The following is a 22,122-nucleotide window of genomic DNA, read 5'->3' as shown; positions in this document are numbered from 1 at the left end:
ACGAGCCCATGTCCACGTCCGAAGAAAAGAGCGCAGAACTGCGCAAGGCAGCTCTCGAATATCACGAGTTCCCGACCCCGGGGAAGATCGCCATCGCGGCGACCAAGCAGCTCGTGAACCAGCGCGACCTGGCCCTGGCCTACTCGCCCGGCGTGGCCGCCGCCTGTGAAGAGATCGTGGCCGACCCGGCCAATGCCTTCCGCTACACCTCGCGGGGCAACCTCGTCGCCGTGGTCACCAACGGCACGGCCGTGCTGGGCCTCGGAGACATCGGCCCCCTCGCCTCCAAGCCGGTGATGGAAGGCAAGGGCGTGCTGTTCAAGAAGTTCGCCGGCATCGATGTGTTCGACCTGGAGATCCAGGAGCGCGACCTCGACAAGCTCGTGGACGTGATCGCCGCACTGGAGCCCACCTTCGGCGGCATCAACCTCGAGGACATCAAGGCACCGGACTGCTTCTACGTCGAGCGCAAGCTGCGCGAGCGCATGAAGATCCCCGTGTTCCACGACGACCAGCATGGCACGGCCATCGTGGTCGGCGCAGCCTTCCTGAACGGCCTCAAGGTGCTGGGCAAGGACATCAAGCAGGTCAAGCTCGTGACCTCGGGCGCTGGCGCGGCAGCCCTCGCCTGCCTCAGCCTGCTGGTGAAGCTGGGCCTGCCGCGCGAGAACATCTGGGTGACCGACCTCGCCGGCGTGGTCTACGAAGGCCGCACCGAGCTGATGGACCCGGACAAGGCCCAGTTCTGCCAGAAGACCGAGCAGCGCAGCCTGCGCGACGTGATCCAGGGTGCGGACGTGTTCCTCGGCCTGTCGGCCGGCGGTGTGCTGAAGGCCGACATGGTGGCGACGATGGCGGCGCGGCCGATGATCTTTGCGCTGGCCAACCCGACGCCGGAGATCCTGCCGGAAGCCGTGCATGCGGTGCGCACGGATGCCATCATGGCCACCGGCCGCACCGACTATCCGAACCAGGTCAACAACGTCCTGTGCTTCCCCTACATCTTCCGGGGCGCGCTGGATTCGGGCGCCACGACCATCAATGACGAGATGGAAATCGCCGCCGTGCGCGCGATTGCCGAGCTGGCCCAGGCCGAGCAGAGCGAAGTGGTGGCGGCTGCCTATGCCGGCGCCAATCTCTCGTTCGGCCCCGAGTACCTGATCCCCAAGCCCTTCGACCCGCGATTGATGATGAAGATCGCGCCGGCCGTGGCCCAGGCGGCCATGGACTCCGGCGTGGCCCTGCGCCCCATCAAGGACATGGAAGCCTACCGCGAGAAGCTGCAGAGCTTCGTCTATGCCTCGGGCACGACGATGAAGCCGATCTTCAACGTCGCCAAGCGCGCGCAGAACAAGCGCGTGGCCTATGCCGAGGGCGAGGAAGAGCGCGTGCTGCGTGCCGTGCAGGTGGTGGTGGATGAATGCCTGGCCCGCCCGACGCTGATCGGCCGCCCCGAGGTGATCGCCGAGCGCTGCGAGCGCTTCGGCCTGCGCCTCAAGCAGGACCGCGACTACGACATCGTCAATGTCGAGCAGGACCACCGCTACCGCGACTACTGGCAGACCTATCTGCAGATGACCGAGCGCAAGGGCGTGACCCAGCAGCTCGCCAAGATCGAGATGCGGCGTCGCCTGACCCTGATCGGCTGCATGATGCTGCACAAGGGCGAGGTCGACGGCATGCTGTGCGGCACCTGGTCCAACACGGCCATGCACCTGCAGTACATCGACCAGGTCATCGGCAAGCGCCCGGGCGTCAAGAACTACGCCTGCATGAACGGCCTGATCCTGCCGGGCCGCCAGGTCTTCCTGGTCGACACGCATGTGAACTACGACCCGACGGCCGAGCAACTGGCCGAGATCACGCAAATGGCGGCCGAGGAGCTGATGCGCTTCGGCATCCGGCCGAAGGCGGCGCTGCTCTCGCACAGCAATTTCGGCTCCAGCAACAACCCCTCGGCCGTGAAGATGCGCGACACCCTCGCGCTGCTGCAGCAGACCGCACCCTGGCTCGAGGTCGATGGCGAGATGCACGGCGACACCGCGCTCGATGCCGCCTACCGCCAGCAGCTGATGCCACGCTCCACGCTGACCGGCGAGGCCAACCTGCTGGTCCTGCCCAATATCGACGCCGCCAACATCTCCTACAACCTGCTCAAGACCACGGCCGGCGGCGGCATCGCCATCGGTCCGGTGCTGCTGGGTGCGGCCAAACCTGTGCATGTCTTGACGCCTTCGGCCACCGTCCGACGCATCGTGAACATGACGGCACTGACCGTGGCGGACGCCAATGCGGCGCGCTGAGCGCCCACAAGACCCGGCTGTTTACAAAAGTTTGTAAGAGCTCACCCGCCCCCAACGCCGGCTGAATTCCCATATTTGGCCGGACGTTTCGCAGCTGTGTGCGCACACTAACTCTGCCTGGATTCCGGTCCAGGCGGAGGGCTGCGGCTTGAGCTTTTCAGGCCGTTTCGGTACCATGTCGCCTTTCAGGAACAGGGTAAACCCGTGTCTTTGTTTGATCGGTCACCGATGTGGCCATCTTGGCGCCGTCTTGGTCTGGCAGCCGTCTTCGCGACGAGTTTGACCCTAGGCGCCGAGGTGCAGGCCAAGGAATCGGCGTCCGACATGGCAACGGTGTCCTTGTCGGCATTGCCATCGCAGGCCCAATCCACGCACAGCATGATCCTCGCCGGGGGGCCTTTCCCCTACGACAAGGACGGCAGCGTGTTTGGCAACCGCGAGAAGCGCCTGCCGTCCAAGGCCCGGGGCTATTACCGCGAATACACCGTCAAGACGCCGGGCGCACGCAACCGGGGTGCAAGGCGGCTGATTTGCGGCGGCACGCCACCAACCCGACCTGATGCTTGCTATTACACCGACGACCACTATGCGAGCTTCCGGCGCGTGACGACGCCCTGAAGCCAGCGGACCGGCGGCCCAGAGTTGATGACTATATAGGAGGAACGTGACCATGCTTTTGCAGACCGTCCGTCCAAATATCGTGCAGGCCATACGGGCCTACCGCGTAGAGGACTTGATGCAGGCAGCCCAGGATGCCGGCCAGCATTTCCTGTATGCCAACTTGAATGAGGCCCAGTCCAAGCAGGACGTGCTCGAAGGCATCGCCCAATCGTTTCTGTTCCCGGCCCATTTCGGCAAGAACCTGGACGCTCTGTACGACTGCATGACCGACCTGGTCCACAAGTCCGGCAGCCAGCCAGGCTTCGTGGTGGTGCTGGAGCAGTTGCCCGACAACATCCGCTTCGACCGCGAGGCGCGCGAGCAGTTGCTCGATGTGTTCCGCGAGGCGGCCGATTACTGGGCCGATCGCAAGATCCAGTTCAGGTGCTTCTATTCTTTTCAGTAGCCCGCTCACAAGAAAATACTTCTTGGGAGCGGGCTGCCGAAGAGACCCCCGCACCGGTTGCAAAGCCCGCCGCAAAGAATGCCAAGGCGGCTGCCAATGCCAATTTCGGCATGAACATGCCGATGATGAGCAGCGCGTTCGACACCGCCATGTGGCTTAGCGCGGCTTGATCGCCGACTGATTCACCCGCCAACAAAAAGAGGCCCCATGGGGCCTCTTTTTTCGCCTGCCGATCGATTCAGGCAGCGTCAGCTGTTCACAGCGACTGGGCCAGCGCGACGAATTCATCCACCGGCACTTCCTCGGCCCGGCGCTGCAGGTCGAAGTGCCCCGTGAAGCCGCGCGCAGCCAGCCAGACGCCCAGCGAATGGCGCAGCAGCTTGCGGCGCTGCGAGAAGGCGGCCGCCACCATTTCACCGAGCAGGGCCGGGTTGAGCGCCGGCGGTTCGGCATAGGGCTGCATGCGCACGATGGCCGAATCCACCCGTGGCGGCGGATCGAAAGACTCGGGCGGCACGTCCAGGATGGACTCGACCCGGTAGCGCCACTGCAGCATCACCGACAGCCGGCCGTAATCCTTGCTGCCCGGGCTGGCGGCCATGCGGTCCACCACCTCCTTCTGCAGCATGAAGTGCTGGTCGACCACGCTGTCGACGAAGCCGAGCAGATGGAACAGGATGGGCGTCGAGATGTTGTAGGGCAGGTTGCCGACCACGCGCAGCTTCTGGCCCTTGGCCTCGGCCAGCGCGCCGAAATCGACCTTCAGCACGTCAGACTCGATCACCTCCAGCCCCTCGCGCTTGCGCAGCTTGGCAGCCAGGTCACGGTCCAGCTCGACCACGGTGAGCGGCTGGATGCGCGCCAGCAGCGGCAAAGTCATCGCACCGAGGCCGGGGCCGATCTCGACCAGGATCTCGCCCGCCTGCGGGTCGATGGCATCGACGATGGCGTCGATGATGAAGCGGTCGGTCAGAAAATGCTGGCCGAAGCGCTTGCGGGCGATGTGGGCCATCAGCTTACAAATTCCACTCGCGCATCTCGACGAAAGCCTTGGCGCGCAGGTCCTTGACCCATTCCTGGTAGGCCTCGTCGAACTTCTGCTCGCGCAGGGCCGAACGGGCCTGGTCGCGCAGTTGCTTGGCTTCCACCTCGATCACGCGGCGCTCCATCACCTGGATCAGGTGCACGCCATAACGCGAGGTCACCGGGCCCGAGATGCCCATCAGCGGCAGTGTGTTCATCACTTCCTCGAACTCGGGCACGAAGTTGCCGGGCGACACCCAGCCCAGGTCGCCGCCCTGCGAGGCGCTGCCGTCCACGGAATTGGCCTTGGCAATGTCCTCAAACTTGGCCTGGCCGCTCTCGATCTGACGCTTGAATTCGACCAGGCGCTGAGCAGCCACTTCGGCGCTCAGCTGGGCCGAGGGCTGCAACAGCACATGGCGCGAACGGGTCTGGGTGACCTGGTTGGCGGCCAGCGGCGCCTGGCGCTCGATCAGCTTGAGCACGTGAAAGCCCGAGGGCGAGCGCAGCACGCTGCTGCGCAGCTCGCCGCTCTTGAGGCCCTTCACGCCCTCGACCAGCAGGTCGGGCAGGCGCTCGGCAAAACGCAGGCCGATCTCGCCGCCCTTGTCGCGGAAGCTGTCTTCAGAGAGCTCGCGTGCCACCTTGGCGAAGTCCTCACCGCCCTGGATGCGGGCCAGCGCCGCTTCGGCCCGTGCCTTGCGCTCTGCCACCACCGTGTCGGACGCGCCTTCCGGTACGCTGACCAGGACCTGGGCAATGTTCAGCTGCGGATTCTTGTTGGCCTTGGCGTGCTGCTCATCCAGGTATTTGTCGATCTCGATGTCGTTGACCTTGATGCGCTTTTGCACCTCGGCATCGCGCACCCGCTCCATCAGCATCTGGTCGCGCAGGTTCTCGCGGAAGCGCTTGTAGTCCATGCCGTCGGCCTTGAGCCGCTCGCGCAGTTGCTCCAGCGTCAGCTTGTTCTGGGCGGCAATATTGGCCACCACACGGTCCAACTCGGGCTCGTCCACCTTGGCACCGGCTTCGCGGGCGTTGGTGACCAGCACACGGTCGACGATCAGCGCCTCCAGCGCAATCTTGCGCATCTCGTCAGGCTCCATCACATCGCCGCGCCGACGGGCTTCATCGCGCAGCTGGGCGATGCGGGCCAGCACCTCACTGGCGGCCACCACATCCGAGTTGACGACGGCGGCGATCTGGTCGCCTGGCCGCACCGTGCTCGTGCTGCCTTGGGCCTGGGCGGGCAGGACGTTCAGGGCGGCACAAACAGCCGCAGCCGAGACCAGGAAACGGAAGGAGCGATCAGTCATAGGAAGCATCGGGGCTGGCCGAGCGGTCAGAGCTCAGGGGACGGTAACCAGGGATATTGTCTCTCAGGACCTTGAGGGCGTTGGAGCCGAGGCGGGACAGGCCCACCAGCTCCAGTTGCAGCAGCAATCGCGTGTTGGTTTCGGCGCGGCCGGTGGACAGGCGCTCGGCACCCACGCGCAGGATCCAGCAGCCGGCGTCGTACTCGACCCCCAGCACCGAATCGGTGAAACGCTTGTCCTTCAGGCTGTACTGCACACGGCCGGCGCTGTACCAGGCCCCGCCGCAACTGCTGCCCGAAGAGGAGGAGGACGCACTGCTGCGCCGCGAGCTCTCGTCGGGCTTGGCGCCGAACAGCGGCCATTGCCAGCCCAGCTCGACCTGCTCGCTCTGGCCGCGCGCCAGGCGGTAGGCCAGGCTGACGGTGCGGAACGGGCCCGGCGAGTAGCGCGCCGAGGTCACGGTACGCACGGCCTGGTTGCTGTCCGGGTTGTACTGCACGGCCGCGTCCATCCACCACTGCGAGTTCAGGTGGGCCGAACCGAGCAGCAGCAGGTCCGAGAGGCGCTGCGTCTGCGGCTGGCCGTCGGGCGTGATGCGCTGGTCGCGGAACAGGTAGCGCTGCACCAGGCCGAGGCGCAGCAGCTCGCCGCCCTGCGAGGCATTGACCCAGCGGCTGATCGCACCAAAGGTCAGCTGATGGTTGTCCGACACCCGGTCCACGCCCGAGAACTGGTTGTCGGTGTAGATCGAGTCGAAGTTGAAGTCCTTGGGCGCCGCGTCGAAGTTCGGCAGGCTGGCCTGGTCGCGGTAAGGCGTGCTCACGTAGAGCAGGCGCGGCTCCAGCGTCTGCAAGGTGCCACGGCCGAACAGCTCGGTCTGGCGCTCGAACACCCAGCCGTTGTCCACGCTCAAGGAGGGCACGCTGCGCGACATGCTGCGGCGGCCGTCCGTCTGCGCACGGTCCAGCGAGTAGGCCGCTGCATTGAGCGACAGCTTGGGAATCAGCCACCAGCCCGCGCCGCCAAAGGGCAGGCTGACATGGCCCAGCACATGGGCGCGCTGACCGGTCGGCAGGTCGGCGCGCTGGCTGGCCAGGGCGTCGCGCGGCAGGTCGAAGCGGTTGTATTCCAGCTCCAGCGCGCCTTCGAGGCGGGCCTGGCGGCCCCAGGGACGGAAGCCGGCCATCACCGCATCGTCGGCCTCGGTGGCAAGGCGCAGGCCCACCTGCGGCGAGCGCTGGTACGGCGTCTCGTAGCGGGTCAGGGGGTCGGCACCTTGCAAGGCCTGCCAGGTCTGCACGCGGGCATAGGCCTGGGCCTCGCCCCATTCGCGCTGCACCACGCGGCCAAAGCGCAGGTCGGTGGCCAGCAAACGGGGCGTCTGGCTTTGCAGGCGCTTGGGCAGGTCTTTCCAGTACTCGTCGTCCGAGACCCGCTCCGAGCGGATCTGGTAGCGCCAGTCGCGGCCTACATCGCCCTGCTGGGCCAGGTCCACGGCCCAGCGGCCACGGTTGGCCACACGGTCGTTAGGCAGCCAGGCCAGCTTGACCTCGCCGTTGTGCTGCGGTTCCAGATAGCGGAACTCGCTGTCCACACCGGCGCCCCGGCGCGTCATGATGAAGGGCGTCAGCGTCGCGTCGTGCTGGGGCGCGATATTCCAGTAGTACGGCAGGCCGATTTCGAGGCCACTGCGGTTGTCCAGGCCGATGTTGGGAGGCAGCCAACCCGACTTGCGCGCCGAGCCGAGCGCGAAGCTGATCGTCGGTGCCGCCAGGATGGGCACGCCATAGAAGCGCAGCACGGCGCCGCTGGCCACCCCCTCGTTGGCCTCGAAGTCCATGCGCAGCTGCTTGGTCGTCAGCTGCCAGGCCGGCTCCTTGCCGTCCTCCTCGGCCGGGCAGGAGCTGTAGGTGCCGCCATCGGCGAGCACGCGCTGCTGACCGAGGAAGCGCAGGCGCTCGGCCTTGCCGCCGCCACCGGTCAGCGAAAAGAAATAGCTGGGGTCGAGGAACTCGCCCTCGAAGCGCTGCACAAACAGGCGCAGCTCGCTGCCCCTGAACACATTGCCGCCGACACCCACCTCGACACGGCCCTGGGCGCGCGCCTCGTCCTTGGGCTGGAAGTAGCTGAGCTTGTCGGCCTTGAGCAGCAGCTCGCCGTAGCGCAGCTCGGCCTCGCCCTCGGCGATCGACTGCTGGTCCAGCAGGCTTTGCAGGCTTTTGGCGCCCATCACGACGGCGGGGCGCACGGTGCTGCTGCCCGGCATGGTCAGCACCTTGCTGCGGCGCAGGACAGGCTCAGCCTCCTGCGCCGTGGCCAGGCCGCTCGCGGCGAGCAGGAGCACCAGGGGCAGCAGCCGCGCTGCAGGACAGGAAAACAGGGGGCGCGGCACGGCAGGCTGGAGGATCGAGTGGGGGCGGACGGGAGGGATGAGGCGGCGTTTGTAGAATTCATTATCCATGAGGGGCTCGCGCCGGCAGGCGCCCTGTCGAGCCCTCCCGCCGCCGCCTGTCTTCCCCTGCCCCGATGAGCTCCTCTCTTTGGCCCACTGCGGCCCGCGAAGCCCAATTCCACGCCTGGCTGCAGCCGCTGATCGCGCCGCAGCGCCTGCTGCCCGAAAGCCTGGCCCTGGCCAGCGTCGACGCCAGCACGCGCCGCTACCTGCGCATGCAGCAACAAGGCGGTGGCTCGGTGATCGTGATGGACGCGCCGCCCGACTGCAACGACGTGCGGCCCTTCGTCGCCATCGCCCGCCACATGGCGGACTGCGGCCTGCGCGTGCCAGCCGTCTTGGCCGAGAATGCCGAGCGCGGCTTCCTGCTGCTCGGCGACCTGGGCACGCAGACCTATCTGCAGGCCCTGCTAGCCGCCACACCCGCCGAGGCCGACCGGTTGATGCGCGCCGCCATCCAGGCCCTGATCCAGTGGCAGCAGCGGGGCGACGCCACGCGCCTGCCTGCCTTCGACGAGAGCTTCGTGCGCCGCGAGCTGCAGATTTTTGTGGACTGGTGCGTGCAGCATCACTACGGCAAGACCTGGGACGCCAAGCAGCAGGGCTGGTGGGAGCATTGCTGCAAGGTGCTGGTGAGCAACATCCAGCAGCAGCCACAGCTGGCCATGCACCGCGACTACATGCCGCGCAACCTGATGACCAGCCTGGACGGCGTGCCTGGCGTGCTGGACTTCCAGGACGCCGTCTGTGGCCCCATCGCCTACGACATGGCGGCCCTGCTGCGCGACGCCTTCATCTCCTGGGACGAAGAGCGCGAGCTGGACTGGGCGATCCGCTACTGGGAACAGGCGCGCAAGGCCGGCCTGCCGGTGGGCGAGGACTTCGGCGAGTACTGGCGTGCGCTGGAACTGACCGGCCTGCAGCGCCACCTCAAGATCCTGGGCCTGTACTGCCGCCTGAACTACCGGGACGGCAAGCCCGCCTACATTGCCGACCTGCCGCGCTTCTTCGCCTATGCGATCAAGGTCAGCACCCGCTACATCGAGCTGTCACCGCTGACCCATCTGCTGGAAGACCTGCAGGGCGGCCTGACCCAGACCGGCTTCAATCTGCGCTGAATCGCTGCGACCCGCCACCCATCGAGGTTTCGCAGCCGGCCGCTGCCAGCCAGGGGTCGCGGTCCTCGCCGCCGAAGATCTCCAGCAGGAAGTCGAGGAAGGCGCGGGTGCGCGCCGGCATGTACTTGCGTGTCGGCAGCGCGGCCCAGATGGTGAAGTGGTAGAGCTGCCACTCCGGCAGCACACGCTCCAAAGCCTGTTCCATCAGCGCGTCCTCGGCCAGGAATGAAGGCAAACCGGCGATGCCAAGACCATGAAGGGCGCCCGAGTAGTTGGTGTCGACATGGCTGGCGCTCAGCAGCGGCTTGTGCGGTGCCAGGTTGACCACCTCGCCATCGCTGACGCGGGTCAGCGAAATGCCACGCTGCATGTCCGACATCGGTGGCAGCAGGGCGTCATGGCGGGCCAGGTCGTGCGGATGCTGGGGCCGGCCGCGCTTGTCCAGGTACTCCGGCGAGGCACACATGATGACCTCGGAGCGCGCCAGCCGGCGGGCCACGAAATCACCCTCCAGCGGATGCTTGCTCGTGACAATGGTGATGTCGTAGGCCTCGTCCACCGTGTCCACCGGCCCCGGCGAATGCAGCTCCAGTGTCACCAGCGGATAGCGCTCGTGAAAACGCGAAAGATGCTTGGCCAGTTGGTGCACGGCCACGGCCGGCGGCAAGAGCACACGCAGATGGCCGCGCGGCTCGGCCGTGGCGGAGCTGACCAGGGCTTCGGCTTCATCGAGCTCGGCCAGGATGCGGCGGGCACGCTCCAGGTAGCTCTCGCCGATGTCGGTCAGCGCCAGGCGCCGCGTGGTGCGGTTCAGGAGGCGAGAGCCGAGGTGGTCTTCCAACTCGGCCACCAAGCGCGTGACGACGGCCGGCGCCAGATCCAGGGCACGCGCCGCGCCAGCGAAGCTGCCCTCGTCAATGACGCGAACGAAGACCCGCAGCGCTCTTAATTGGTCCATACCTTCGGTTTCATCGTGCCTTCCCGAGCGAACCCCGCTGATCCGGCTTTGCCGGGCAGACGGGGTTGCCCCCTTGAGGGGGCGCGCGCAGCGCGTAGGGGGTGGGTCACGGATGCGCAGCCATCACTTGAGCGACCGCTGCCGTCAAGCGCTTGCCATAAGGCACGTGCAGGAACTCGTTCGGGCCATGGGCATTGCTCTTGGGGCCCAGCACGCCGCAGACCATCATCTGCGCCTTGGGGAAGCCCTTTTGAAGCATGCTCATCAAGGGGATGGTGCCGCCCTGGCCGATGTAGCCCACCGGCTTGCCAAAGTGGGTCTGGCTGGCCGTGTTGATCGCCTCGGACAGCCAGGGCGACAGGTCGGGCGTATTCCAGCCCGTGGCGCCCAGGGCGCCGGCGCGGCCGTCGGGCGTGAAGGTGACGTTGGCGTTGTAGGGCGCGTTGTCTTCCAGCAGCTTCTTCAGTTCCAGCGCAGCGCTGTTGCCGTCGATCACTGGCGGCAGGCGCAGCGAGAGCTTGAAGGCCGTGTGCGGGCGCAGCACATTGCCCGCATTCTTCAGCTCTGGGAAACCGTCCACGCCGGTGACCGACAGCGTCGGGCGCCAGGTGCGGTTCAAGAGCACCTCGACCGGCTCGGCCGTCATCGGCAGCACCGGGCCGCCGTCGGCACCACAGGCCCAGGGCATGCGCTTGTAGACCTCTTCCTTCAGGATGGCGGCCGTGGCCTTGGCCTGCTCGATGCGCTCGGCCGGGATCTCACAGTGGAAGCTCTCGGGCAGCAGGCGGCCGGTCTTGGAGTCTTCCAGGCGGTCCAGCACCTGGCGCAGGATGCGGAAGCTCGAGGGCACGACGCCCGAGGCATCACCGGAGTGGATGCCCTCGGTCAGCACCTCGACCTTCAAGACACCCGAGACCATGCCGCGCAGCGAGGTGGTCATCCACAGCTGCTCGTAGTCGCCGGCGCCGGAATCCAGGCAGACGACCAGGGACACATTGCCGAGGCGCTCCTTCAGCAGCTCAATATAAGCCGGCAGGTCGTAAGAGCCGCTTTCCTCGCAGGTCTCGATGATGCCCACGCAGCGCGGGCGCGGGATGCCCTGCTTGTCCAGGGCCATGATGGCGGTGAGCGAGGCGTAGACCGCGTAGCCGTCGTCGGCGCCGCCGCGGCCGTAGAGCTTGCCGTCCTCGTACTTGGGCGTCCAGGGGCCGAGGTCGGCGCGCCAGCCGTTGAACTCCGGCTGCTTGTCCAGGTGGCCGTAGAGCACGATGGTGTCGTCGCTGCCGGCCTTGGTGGCGGGCACCTCGAAGAAGATCACCGGCGTGCGGCCGGGAATGCGGATGACCTCCAGCTTGAGGCCGGCCACCTTCTTGCTCTCTACCCAGGTCGCTGCATCGCGCAGCACCTTCTCGATATGGCCGTTCGCGGCCCAGTCGGCATCGAACATCGGGCTCTTGGCCGGGATGGCGATGTACTGAGTCAGGGCGGGGACGATTTCCTCATCCCAGACACGGGCGGCAAACTCGCCCAGGGCGCTGGCTTCATCGGCTTGCAGGGGCAGCTGCGGATCGCGTGCATTCATCTCGGGTCTCCGGCGGGTGGCGCTTGTGGCGCCTGGTAAGCGCAAGGCCCCGAGTTTAAATCCGCCCGAATTCAGAACATGCTGGTACGGGCAAAGCGCTCGTCCAGCCAGGACTGCATGCGCGCGAACACCTGCTCCTGCTCCGGCTCGTTCATCACCTCATGGAAGAGCCGCTCGAAGCAGAAGCTCTGCACCACCAGGCGCGGCGCGGCCGCCGCAAAGGCCGCGCTGCCGGCCGGGGATACACAGCGGTCGGCGCCCGCCCACAGCAGCAGCGTGGGCACCAGCCATTCGGAGGCATGGTCCAACACTTCTTCGCCGGCGTCGACGATCATGCGGGCCAGCATGGGCGTGATCTTCTTGTGCACCAGCGGGTCCGCCACATAGGCCTTGACCACGGCGGTATTGCGGGAGATCCAGGCCGGCTTCAGGCCGTTGCCGGCCGCCAGGTGCGGCGCCAGCGGCTTGGCCACGGCCAGCAGCAGCTTCTGGAACCAGGACATGCCGGGATCGAGTGCCGGCGAAGTCAGCAGCAGGCCGTCGACCGGGCGGAACCAGTCGGGCAGCACGCCGCCCGCGCTGGTGCTCAAGCCACCCGCCACGAAACGCGCGGCCACCAGGCCGCCCATGCTGTGGCCGAGCAGGACCAGAGCGCCGGCACCCAGTTGCTCGTCGGCATGCAGGGCATCGATCACCAGGGCGAGGTCCTGCAGCAGGCGCTCAGGGTTCGGGATGTCGCCGCGCGCACCGCCCGAGGCCCCATGGCCGCGCTGGTCATAGGCCACCACATGCCAGCCCCAGCTGTTCAGCTTGGCGGCCACGTGCTGATAGCGGCCGGCATGCTCCCCGAGGCCATGCACGATCAGCACCGTGCCGCGCGCCTTGTCCAGGCCCGGCTTGCTCCATTGCCGCCAGTGCAAGGGCAGGCCGTCGTCGGTTCGCAGCGTTCGCATGGCGGTCAGTGTAGGCAGCGCCCCTGCGGCCAAGCCCGAGGGCTTCCCCGGACGGTGAAACTACTGTCACCAACAGGATGGACAGCCGCGCCCGCGCCGCTAGGCTTGGCGCATGAACGACTTCTTCACCGTCGAACGCGATGCACGCGGCATCACCGGTCTGGTCCATCTGGAGCTCTGCCAACCGGCCCGGCTCAACACCATGAGCCTGCCCTTCTTCCCGGCCCTGCGCGATGTGCTGCGCAGCCTGCATGACGAGGGCCGCACGCGGGTGCTGGTGATCTCCTCGACCGGCAAGCATTTCAGTGCCGGCATGGCCCTCGATACCTTTGCGGGAGACAGCCCGGCGCTGGACACCAGCAATGCCCGCGCCCGCCTGAGCTTCCAGGACATGCTGGGCCGCTTGATGGACTGCTTCACCGCACTCGATGAAGCCCGCTTCCCGGTGCTGTGTGCCGTGCAGGGCGGCTGCATAGGCGGTGCGCTCGACCTGGCCGCCGCCTGCGACATGCGCTATGCCTCGGCGGACGCCTTCTTCTGCGTGCAGGAGATCAACATCGGCATGGCCGCCGACCTCGGTGTGCTGCAGCGCCTGCAACGCCTGCTGCCCCAGGGCCTGGCACGCGAACTGGCCTACACCGGCGAGCGCCTAGGCGCCGAGCGGGCGCTGGCCCTGGGCCTGGTCAACGCCGTGCTGCCCGATGCAGCGGCGTTGCTGGAGCACGTAATGCAGGTGGCGCGGCAGATCGCCACCCGCTCGCCGCTGGCCATCGCCACCAGCAAGCTGGCCCTGAACCATGCGCGCGACCACGGCACGGCGGCTTCGCTGGCGCAGATGAAACTGCTGCAAAGCGCCGTTTTCGATACCGCCGAGATGGCCCGCGCCATCAGTGGCTGGCAGCAGAAGAAAGACGCGGACTTCGATCCCCTGAACCCCGTTCCGTCGCTCTAGCGCATCAAGGGGGTAGACACGCGTTCCCCACGGGAGAGCAGGCGCCTAGACTTTCGGTAACAACTCGAAGCGTCTGCCATGTCGTCTGCCACTTCTTTGTTCGCCGCCTGCAGGCGCTGGGCCTCCCTGACCCTGCTCGTCCTGCTGACGGCCTGCGCCTCCGCGCCCAAGTTCACCGTTGACGACGGCCGCAAGGTCGACCCGGTGCTGCTGGGCAGCATCTCCACCTACGGCGCCGGCGAGCGGGCGATCCGACCCGCCATCGCCCGCAGCGCCGCGCTGAAGGACAAGGAGTGCGACAAGCAGTGGGAGCTGCCCTTCGCCGTGGTCTCCAGCCAGGGCTGGGACGAGACCGACCGCGTGGCCTGGGTGCGCGCCCTCGGAGTCGACGAGCGGCTGACCGTCATCGCCACCGCACCCGGCTCGCCGCTGCAGATGGGCGACAAGCTGGTCTCGGTGGCCGGCAGCTCGAGCCCCGAGGCCGAGCAGCAACTGCTCGCGCTGTCCGAGATCCGCGACCGCGGCCGGCCGTTCTCGGTGCTGCTCTCCACCGGACGCAATGTGGTGATCCAGCCCTTCGAGGTCTGCCGCGGCTACACCCGCTTCGCGCCGCCCAACACGCCCAAGCTGCAGGACTATCACTGGCTGCTGAGCATGCACCCGCTCGAGGTGCCGCTTGCCAATCTGAACGACGACGAGGCGCTGTGGCTGGTGCTGTGGTCGCAGGGCGTGTCCGAAGAAGGCGGCGCGCGCATGAAGACCGTGCACTACGGCAGCAAGGTCGCCAGCACGCTGTACAGCATCTTCACCATCGCCACCGGCCTCAAGGGCGCGGCGCTGGCGGCCGACGCGGCCGTGGCGGCGGCCAAGAACGCGGCCGCCTCTGCTGTCTCCGACGTGCTCAAACAGCAGCTGATCGACCAGGGCAAGGCCCTCGCGCTGCAGAAGCTGCGCGAATCCTTCACCGACTCGCTGGAACAGATGACCAAGGGCCAGGTGCTGGGCGCGCTGCAGAAGGCGGCCGCCAACCGGGGCGCCCTGTCGGGCATCTCCTACATCGCCTCCACCGTGTTCGAGCGTGCCGATGCCTGGGCGTTCGCCCGCGTCGCGCAGCTGAACGGCAATCCGCTGGCCGCTTTCAGCCTGCACCAGAAGCTGCTGGAGCGCGACCTCACTTCCAACTCGATGATCATGGATGCCGAGCGCCTCAACGCGCTGAACAAGATCGCGGCAGCCAAGGGCTTCGAGACCGAGGTCGTGGCCATCCTCAAGGGCATCAGGCCCGACGAGATGGTGGCCGACGTGGGCGCCATGCCGGTGGCCTCGGCGCGCAAGCGCTTCAGCTACACGCTGGACAACGACCCCGGCGCCAACCCCTACGCCAACGGCCTGATCGATGCCACCTTGTCCATGCCCCTGGCCACCAAGAAGGGAAATTGAGGCCATGCGCCTGTTCTTGCACTTTGCTTCCAGTCTCACCCTGCTGCTGTCGCTGACAGCCGCCCCGGCCAGCGCCCAGCCCGAGACCGCCACGCCGCCGGCCGCACCGGCCTCCGCTGCATCCAGCCCCGAGGCCACAGCGCCCGCCCAAGCCGCCTCAGCACCCGACCCCGCCGCCAGCGCGCCCGCCACGCCCCCTTCTCCGCCACCACCCAGCTGCGGCGCCCTCACCACCAAGGCCAACGCCGCCGACCTGCGCGCCGCCACCGCCCTCGCACAGAACAAGCCGCTGGAAGAGCAGGTGCGGCTCTACGACGAGGCCCTGGCCCTGTGGACCCAGGCCGCCAACACCTGCGACGGCCGCGCCCGCGAACGCGCCAACCGCAACCTCGCCGACACCCAAGGCCAGCGCGAACAACTGGCCGAGCGCCTGGCCGCTGGCAGCCAATGCGAGACGGCGCACCGCGATGCCGCAGCCCTCGGCGAACTGGCCGCGCAGGCGCTGGCCGAGAGTCGCTGGGACCAGGCGGCCCTGCTGTTCCGCAAGGCCGAGAACGGCTGGGACCTGGCCACCGAGGTCTGCACCGGCGTGCAGCAGACGGTGGCCGGCAAGCGCCGCGAGGAGGCCGAGGTCGATGCCCACAACGCCGAGTTCTGCGCGCCCATGTTTGACCGCGCCCGCAGCTTCTGGCTGAAGTTCCGCAGCGCCCAGGCCGGCCTCGCGCCGGACGAGCGCCAGCGCCAGTCGCAGATCTCGGAGACCCTGTGGCGCGAGGCCGCCAACCAATGCCGCAACGACGCCTCGACCACGGCCCGCAACACCGCCCAGACCCTGGCCCGCGAGCGCGGCACACCCTGGGTGGCGACGCAGCCGCCGGCGCCACCGCCCGGCACGGCCGCGGCTGCCGCACCGCGACCGGCACCTCCTCCCAAGCCGGCACCAGCGGCCGCGCCGCCCAGCAACGCGGCGGCCGCGAATGCCAAGCCGGCGGAAGCCAAGCCCGGCGCGTCCATGCCCACGCCACCGGTGGCCGGCGTTGCCGTCGCCACCAACACCGGAGCCCAGACGACCGCCCAGGCAGCCCAGGCAGCCCAGGCAGCGACCCAGCTTGCCGCCTCGCAGGCCGACCCCAAACCCGAGCCCAAGCCGGTCGCTGCCGTGGCCCAGGAGGTCGATCTGCGCAATGGCAATACACGTTTCAAGGGCCTGTTCGCGCGCGAAGGCGGCGGCAACCTCTTGACCGGCAGGGGCCGCATCGATTGGGACAACGGTGACAGCTATGAGGGCGACCTGGTGCGCGGCGAGCGCCACGGCCAGGGCGAATTCCGCTGGGCCAGCGGCCAGCAGTACAAGGGCCAGTGGGTCAACGACAGGGCCAGCGGCCAGGGCGAGATGCGCTTCGCCAACGGCAATTTCTTCAAGGGTGCCATCGTCGACGGCCAGCCCCAGGGCGATGGCGAGATGCAGTACGCCTCCGGCGACCGCTACAAGGGCACGATGCACCAAGGCCTGCCCGAGGGCCTCGGCACCTATGTCTGGAAGAGCGGCCAGCGCTACGAAGGCCAGTGGGTCAACGACAAACCCAACGGCCGCGGCAAGCTGCACTTCGCCAATGGCAACGACTACGAGGGCCAGGTGCAGAACGGCCTGCCGCATGGCACGGGCAAGCTGCAGTTCGCCTCAGGCGACGTCTACGAAGGCGACTTCAAGCAAGGCCAGCCGGACGGCCAGGGCACCTACGTCTGGAAGCATGGCGACAAGTACGTGGGCCGCTGGCTGGCCGGCCTCAAGGAGGGCCTCGGGGCCTTCCTGTGGAGCAACGGCGACCGCTGGGAAGGCGTGTTCAAGAACGACGACCGCAGCGAGGATGGAAAGCTAACAAGAAAGGGGCAGTGAGGCTCACTGCCCTTTGAAAAGCCCCTGGAACTGCCGCGACACCGGCAGCTTCTCTTCGCGGCCTTTCAGCGTCAGCACCATGGAGTTCTCGTCGATGCGGATCGCGCTGGCGATGCAGCGGCTGTTGACCAGCACCGAGCGGTGGACCTGCCAGAACTCCTCGGCGTCGAGCTGGGTCAGCAGCTCTTTTAGCGCCGTGCGTATCAAGGCCTCGCCGCCCGTGTAGACGACGCGGGTGTAGCGGTTGTCGCTCTCGAAATAGATCACGTCCTCGGGCGCGATCATCTTGACCTCGCGGCCCAGCGAGGCCTGAATCATCTTCGGGCGCGGCGCGGCAGCCGGCAGCAGTTGCTTGAGCAGGGCCTGCAGGTCCGGGCCGCTCGCCGCAGGCTCGGGGCGCTGGAGCCGGCCTTGCACGCGCTCGATGGCCTGGGCCAGGCGGGCGTCGTCTACGGGCTTCATCACATAGTCCACCGCGCCGGCATCGAAGGCCGACAGCGCATGGTCGCCAAAGGCGGTGACGAAGACCACCTGCGGCGGCGTGGCCGTGGCGGCCATGCGGCGCGCCACCTCGATGCCGGTCAGGCCGGGCATGCGAATGTCCAGGAAGCAGACCTCGGGCTCATGCTGCAGGAAATCGTCCCAGGCATCGACACCGTGAATGCTGGCCGCCACGATGTCCAGCTCGGGCCAGAGCCGCTGCAGGGCCGCACGCAATTGCTCACGTGGGCCTTCCTCGTCGTCGGCGATCAGGGCGGTCACTTTCTTGTTGTTGCTCATCGCTGTTCTCTCTCCTCAGTTGTCATTCAAAGGGGCTTCTGGTCCTGGCCATGGCCACTCAGCTGCACGGCAGCGCAGCAGCCGCCCTCGGCACGGTTGGCCAGCTTGAGCGCTGCGCGGCCGCCAAAGGCCTGCTGCAGCCGCAGGCGGCTGTTGTGCAGGCCGAGGCTGCCCTCGGCTACCGGGGCCAGCGGTGGCAGGCCCGGGCCGTCGTCCAGCACCTCAAGCAGCAGCTCACCGCCCGGCAGCAAGCGGGCCTGCACCCGCACTTCGCCGCCCAGCAGGCTGGGCTGCACGCCATGCTCGACGGCATTCTCGACCAGGGTCAGCAGCACGCCCGGCGGTAGTTGCACCGAGGCGGCCTCGGGCGCGATGTCCAGCGAGAAGCGCAGCCGCTCGCCGAGTCGTGCCTGCATCACCTCGAGATAGCGGCGCGCCGCCTCGGCCTCCTCGCCCACGGCCAGCAGCGGCCGCTCGAACAGCGGCAGCGTGGCGCGCAGATAGGCCGTCAGCGAGGCCAGCAGCGGCGCCGCACGGTCGTCCTTGGTCAGCACCCAGTGCTGCAGCGAAGCCAGCGAGTTGAACAAAAAGTGCGGCTGGATCTGGGCGCTGGAGAGCTTGCGCGCGGCCTCGGCGGCCTGGGCGCGCAGGTCTTCGTCATGCAGCCAGTCGGCCAGGAATTCGTTGCGCCACATGGCCACGACCCAGATGCCGAAAGAGAACAGAATGCCGAGCATCACGTCGCGCATCAGCACCTCGCGGGCAATCTCGCTGAGCCCGTGGTTCTTGAGATAGGACATCGTGAAGCCGGCCAGGATGCCGGCCGGGAACGAGGTCAGGCCATAGGCGATGTAGAGCCGCTTCATCGTCGGCCGGCGCCAGATCGCAGCAGCCAGGCACAGCATCAGCAAGGCCTGGGCCAGGAAGATCAGGAAGGTCGGACCGGCCACGCCGGCGGGCAGCTGCAGCACCAGCATGGCAGAGGTCGCCACGGCATTCACCAGGGCCGCCACCTTGACGCTGGGCGAGATCGCGACCTGCGGCGCCAGCCGCTGCCACTGCTCATCCGTGAAGCTGTGGCGCGGGCCCAGCATCAGGGCCATGCGCCAGTCGACGCGGGCAAAGAACTGCTTGAGAGCACCGAACATCACGCCGCCTCCACGCGCAACTGCGCCAGGCAGCCGCCGAGTGGGCCGTTGTCCAAACTGAGCCGCGCCCGCTCGCCAAAGCGCTGCGCGAGCCGCAGCCGCGAGTTGCTGAGGCCCACGCCCCGGCCAGGCGCTTGAGGCGCGGGCTGCTCGGGCAGGCCCGGGCCATCGTCGGCCACACTGATCAAGACGCCGCTCTTCAGCTGGCGGCCCTCGATGCGCAAGGTGGCCTCGCCGAGCTTGGGCACCACGCCATGCTCGATGGCGTTCTCGACCAGGGTCAGCAAGATGGCCGGCGGCAGCAGCTGCTGGTGCAGGGCCGGGTCAACGTCGATCTCGACCCGCAGCCGCTCACCGAGCCGCGCCTGCATCACCGCAAGGTATTCGCGCACGGCCGCCAGCTCTTCGCCGACGCTCAGCTGCTCGCGGTTGAACAGCGGCAAAGTGGCACGCAGATAGGCGGTCAGGGCCTCTAGCATGGGCGCCGCGCGCGGATCCTGGCTGCGCACCCAGTGGCCGAGCGAGGCCAGCGAGTTGAAGAGGAAGTGAGGCTGGATCTGCGCCTGCAGCAGCTGGGCCTGCAAGGCCGCCTGCTGATCGCGCTCGTCCAGTTCGCGCAACCTGGCCTTGATCTGATGCTGCCGGAACACCAGCAGGCCCCACCAGGCCGAGGTGCAGAAGAACAGCAGCACGGCCAGCACCACGATGGACGGTATCGCATGTGGTTTGTCGAGCAGGCCTGCGGATGCGAACACACCGCCGGTGTAGATCAGGCCGGCGAGGCGAATGGCCGCATTGACCCGCTTGGACGATGGGTCGCGCCACAGGCGGCGGCTCTGCGCAAGGATGCCGAGCATCAGCACCAGGCCCCCAAGTATCAGCAGCGGCGCCAGCAGCCGGGGCATCAGCACGAACAGCGCCACCGAGATGGCGAAGTACTGGATCAGCACATAGCGGTCGAGCTGACGGGGCCAGGGGTCGCCGCCCGCGCGGGCCAGTTGCTCGGGCGTGAAGGCCTTCAGGTCGCCCATCAGGCAGAAGCGCTTGAAGGCGCCCCACAGCGGGAACTCAAAGCGCATGGCCCGCTCCCTGCACGCTGATGGTGGCGCGCGTGCCACGGCCGTCCGGGTCTGCATCCAGCACCAGGCTGGCCCGCTCGCCAAAGGCATGGCCCAGGCGGGCGCGGCAGTTGGCGAGGCCGAGCCCCTCAACGCCGAAGTCCTGCATGCCCACGCCGTCATCGCAGACTTCGAGGCGCCAGCCCTGCTCACCATCTGGCGACAGCAGGATGCGCAGCTGCCCGCCGCTGAGTGCCGGCGCGAGGCCATGCTCCAGCGCGTTCTCGACCAGCGAGAGCACGATGCCCGGCGGCAGCGTGGCGTGGGCGGCCAGGTCGGCGTCGATGTCGAGCTGGTACTGCAGGCGCTCGCCCCAGCGGGCCTGCATCACCTGCAGGTAGTGCTGGACCTGGGCCAGCTCCTCGGCCAGGCTGACCTCGGGCTTGAGCATCTGATCGGCGCTGCCGCGCAGGAAGGCCGTGAGCGAGCGCAAGAGGCTGCTGGCGCGCGGATCCGCGCTGTCCACCCAGTGCTGGACGGCCGACAGGCTGTTGAAGATGAAGTGCGGCTGGATCTGGGCCTGCAAGAGGCGCAGCCGGGCCTCGCTGGCCTCGCGCTGGCTCTGGGCTTGCGCCTCGGCCTCGCGGCTGCGCTGCAGCTCCTGCTGCAGCATGTTGCGGCGGGCAGCCGCCATCAGCGAGATCAGCAGCGCAATCGCCACCGCAAAGCCCAGGGCCAGCGGCAGGCCCACGCGGACCAGACGCTCCAGGTCGTCCGGCAGCCGCTCCAGGCCGGCGAGGCCGTTGCGCGTCAGGCGGCCCACCATCCAGCCGAGGCCCAGGCCGCCAATGGCGCCCAGCACCACCTTCAGGAACAGGCCGCCGAAACGCCGGCGACCCAGGAATTTCTCCGGCTGCATCCAGGCTGCTGCAAACGCCGCCAGCAGGCCCAGCGTCATCACCAGCGAGAGGCCCAGAGCCGGCAGCCAGGCCAGGCCGGCGCCAATCAGGCCGGCCGTGGTGCCTATCAGCCCACCCGCCAGCCCCACCCAGATGCCGAGGCCGGCGCGGCTGTAGAGCATCTGATCGAGCGCCCGGACCTGGACCTGCAGCTCGGGGCTCAGCCGCTGGTAATGCGGTTCGGCCCAGCCGAAGTACCAGCGCTGGAAGCGGTTCTGGGGGGGGATGGTCGTGCTCATGGGGCCGCAGTCTAGGCGCTGGCCCGCTGCTGCCGGGCGCTTGCCGCGGCGAGTGGCGGGATGGCGGGATGAATGGCCGGATCGCCGATGCGGCGGCCGGCGCCCTCCGCCCTCAGGGGCGCGGCAGCCCGTCGACGAAGACCTTCAACTGCCCCGGCTCGAAGGCCACCCAGGCCTCGTCGCGGGTCAGGGGTTCGGTCGCGATGACAGCGACGCGGTCCTGCGCCGTCGTGGCCTGCGCGAAATCGACGCTCATGTCCTCGTCCTGCAACTGCACCCGGCCGAAGGGATGCTGGCGCAGCAGGTAGTGCAGCTTGGTCGAACCATGGGCCCACAGCGCCTGGCCGTTGGAGAGCAGCATGTTGAAGGTGCCATAGGCGTTCAGCTGGGGCATCAGCTCGGCCAGCGTGAGGCTCAGCTCCTCGATGCTGGGCACCGAGTAGTGGGCCTTGGCCAGCTCCTGCATCAGCCAGCAGAAGGCGCGCTCGCTGTCGGTGTCGCCCACCGGGCGGAAGGCGCCATGCAGGCGCGGCTGGAAGTCCTTCAGGTTGCCGTTGTGGGCGAACACCCAGTAGCGCCCCCACAGCTCGCGCTGGAACGGATGGGTGTTGGCCAGCTTGACCTCGCCCTGCGTGGCCTTGCGGATGTGGGCGATGACGTTGTCGCTCTTGATCGGGTAATGCTTGACCAGCTCGGCCAGCGGCGAGTGGCGCGCGCTGTGGTGATCGACGAAATGCCGCAGGCCACGGTCCTCGAAGAAGGCGATGCCGAAGCCGTCCTTGTGCTCGTCGGCCCGGTTGGCAAGACCGGCGAAGCTGAACATCACGTCGGTGGGCGTGTTGGCGTTCATGCCCAGCAGTTGGCACATCGGTGAGCTC

General features: G+C 67.8%; 18 protein-coding genes. 7 read left to right on the top strand and 11 right to left on the bottom strand.

The annotated features are described in order from the left end of the window. Positions 1-8: 8 nt before the first annotated feature. The 3 genes from J7U46_RS17255 (at position 9) to J7U46_RS17245 (ending at position 3,369) form a co-directional block, all read left to right on the top strand. Positions 9-2,303 (top strand): NADP-dependent malic enzyme, encoded by a 2,295-nt coding sequence (locus J7U46_RS17255; protein WP_282828033.1) that lies wholly within the window; start codon positions 9-11, stop codon positions 2,301-2,303. Between the two features lie 324 nt (positions 2,304-2,627). Then, positions 2,628-2,921, top strand: coding sequence for a ribonuclease domain-containing protein (locus tag J7U46_RS17250; RefSeq protein WP_282828211.1), 294 nt, complete (start codon positions 2,628-2,630; stop codon positions 2,919-2,921). 52 nt (positions 2,922-2,973) lie between these two features. Next, positions 2,974-3,369: a barstar family protein gene (locus J7U46_RS17245; protein WP_282828031.1), complete on the top strand. Its 396-nt coding sequence runs from the start codon at positions 2,974-2,976 to the stop codon at positions 3,367-3,369. Between the two features lie 256 nt (positions 3,370-3,625). Here J7U46_RS17245 and rsmA read toward each other — a convergent pair whose 3' ends face one another. From rsmA to lptD, 3 genes are read right to left on the bottom strand one after another with little or no spacing between them, the layout of a single operon-like run. Further along, entirely contained in the window at positions 3,626-4,381 is a 756-nt protein-coding gene (gene rsmA, locus J7U46_RS17240) for a 16S rRNA (adenine(1518)-N(6)/adenine(1519)-N(6))-dimethyltransferase RsmA (RefSeq protein ID WP_282828029.1), read from the bottom strand. Positions 4,382-4,385: 4 nt separating this feature from the next. After that, positions 4,386-5,708: a peptidylprolyl isomerase gene (locus J7U46_RS17235; protein ID WP_282828027.1), complete on the bottom strand. Its 1,323-nt coding sequence runs from the start codon at positions 5,706-5,708 to the stop codon at positions 4,386-4,388. Next, positions 5,701-8,100, bottom strand: coding sequence for an LPS assembly protein LptD (gene lptD, locus J7U46_RS17230; protein ID WP_282828026.1), 2,400 nt, complete (start codon positions 8,098-8,100; stop codon positions 5,701-5,703). Before lptD ends, J7U46_RS17235 begins: the two co-directional genes overlap by 8 nt. Before the next feature lie 134 nt (positions 8,101-8,234). Here lptD and J7U46_RS17225 point away from each other — a divergent pair, with 134 nt between their 5' ends. Beyond that, the gene (locus J7U46_RS17225; RefSeq protein ID WP_282828024.1) at positions 8,235-9,278 is read left to right on the top strand and encodes a phosphotransferase; all 1,044 of its coding nucleotides are present in this window, start codon (positions 8,235-8,237) and stop codon (positions 9,276-9,278) included. Here the strand turns inward: J7U46_RS17225 and J7U46_RS17220 are convergent. The 3 genes from J7U46_RS17220 to J7U46_RS17210 all read right to left on the bottom strand — a co-directional run bounded on the left by J7U46_RS17220 (position 9,265) and on the right by J7U46_RS17210 (position 12,771). Beyond that, entirely contained in the window at positions 9,265-10,236 is a 972-nt protein-coding gene (locus J7U46_RS17220; RefSeq protein ID WP_282828022.1) for a LysR family transcriptional regulator, read from the bottom strand. The two genes, J7U46_RS17225 and J7U46_RS17220, sit on opposite strands and share 14 nt — an antisense overlap. A gap of 106 nt (positions 10,237-10,342) precedes the next feature. Continuing rightward, positions 10,343-11,818: a M20 family metallopeptidase gene (locus J7U46_RS17215; RefSeq protein WP_282828020.1), complete on the bottom strand. Its 1,476-nt coding sequence runs from the start codon at positions 11,816-11,818 to the stop codon at positions 10,343-10,345. A 71-nt stretch (positions 11,819-11,889) separates the two neighbouring features. Next, positions 11,890-12,771 carry an alpha/beta hydrolase gene (locus J7U46_RS17210; RefSeq protein ID WP_282828018.1) on the bottom strand — a complete coding sequence of 294 codons (882 nt, stop codon included), beginning with the start codon at positions 12,769-12,771 and terminating at the stop codon, positions 11,890-11,892. A gap of 112 nt (positions 12,772-12,883) precedes the next feature. Here J7U46_RS17210 and J7U46_RS17205 point away from each other — a divergent pair, with 112 nt between their 5' ends. The 3 genes from J7U46_RS17205 to J7U46_RS17195 all read left to right on the top strand — a co-directional run bounded on the left by J7U46_RS17205 (position 12,884) and on the right by J7U46_RS17195 (position 17,060). Then, complete coding sequence (locus J7U46_RS17205; protein ID WP_282828016.1) at positions 12,884-13,723, top strand: enoyl-CoA hydratase-related protein; 840 nt, start codon at positions 12,884-12,886, stop codon at positions 13,721-13,723. Between the two features lie 78 nt (positions 13,724-13,801). Continuing rightward, complete coding sequence (locus tag J7U46_RS17200) at positions 13,802-15,163, top strand: hypothetical protein (protein WP_282828014.1); 1,362 nt, start codon at positions 13,802-13,804, stop codon at positions 15,161-15,163. A 4-nt stretch (positions 15,164-15,167) separates the two neighbouring features. After that, complete coding sequence (locus J7U46_RS17195) at positions 15,168-17,060, top strand: hypothetical protein (RefSeq protein WP_282828012.1); 1,893 nt, start codon at positions 15,168-15,170, stop codon at positions 17,058-17,060. A gap of 3 nt (positions 17,061-17,063) precedes the next feature. Here the strand turns inward: J7U46_RS17195 and J7U46_RS17190 are convergent, their stop codons facing one another. The 5 genes from J7U46_RS17190 to J7U46_RS17170 all read right to left on the bottom strand — a co-directional run bounded on the left by J7U46_RS17190 (position 17,064) and on the right by J7U46_RS17170 (position 22,112). Continuing rightward, the gene (locus tag J7U46_RS17190) at positions 17,064-17,840 is read right to left on the bottom strand and encodes a LytTR family DNA-binding domain-containing protein (RefSeq protein WP_282828010.1); all 777 of its coding nucleotides are present in this window, start codon (positions 17,838-17,840) and stop codon (positions 17,064-17,066) included. A 26-nt stretch (positions 17,841-17,866) separates the two neighbouring features. Next, positions 17,867-18,988, bottom strand: coding sequence for a histidine kinase (locus J7U46_RS17185; RefSeq protein WP_282828008.1), 1,122 nt, complete (start codon positions 18,986-18,988; stop codon positions 17,867-17,869). Continuing rightward, complete coding sequence (locus J7U46_RS17180) at positions 18,988-20,067, bottom strand: histidine kinase (protein ID WP_282828006.1); 1,080 nt, start codon at positions 20,065-20,067, stop codon at positions 18,988-18,990. The genes J7U46_RS17185 and J7U46_RS17180 overlap by 1 nt, the downstream gene beginning before the upstream one ends. After that, positions 20,057-21,244 carry a histidine kinase gene (locus tag J7U46_RS17175; protein ID WP_282828004.1) on the bottom strand — a complete coding sequence of 396 codons (1,188 nt, stop codon included), beginning with the start codon at positions 21,242-21,244 and terminating at the stop codon, positions 20,057-20,059. Before J7U46_RS17175 ends, J7U46_RS17180 begins: the two co-directional genes overlap by 11 nt. 112 nt (positions 21,245-21,356) lie before the next feature. Next, positions 21,357-22,112, bottom strand: coding sequence for a class II glutamine amidotransferase (locus J7U46_RS17170; RefSeq protein WP_282828002.1), 756 nt, complete (start codon positions 22,110-22,112; stop codon positions 21,357-21,359). Positions 22,113-22,122 lie beyond the last annotated feature (10 nt).

It is taken from the genome of Pelomonas sp. V22 (assembly GCF_030014915.1).
Classification (GTDB): Bacteria; Pseudomonadota; Gammaproteobacteria; order Burkholderiales; family Burkholderiaceae_C; genus JAUASW01.
This window is presented reverse-complemented; position numbering and strand designations above follow the sequence as displayed.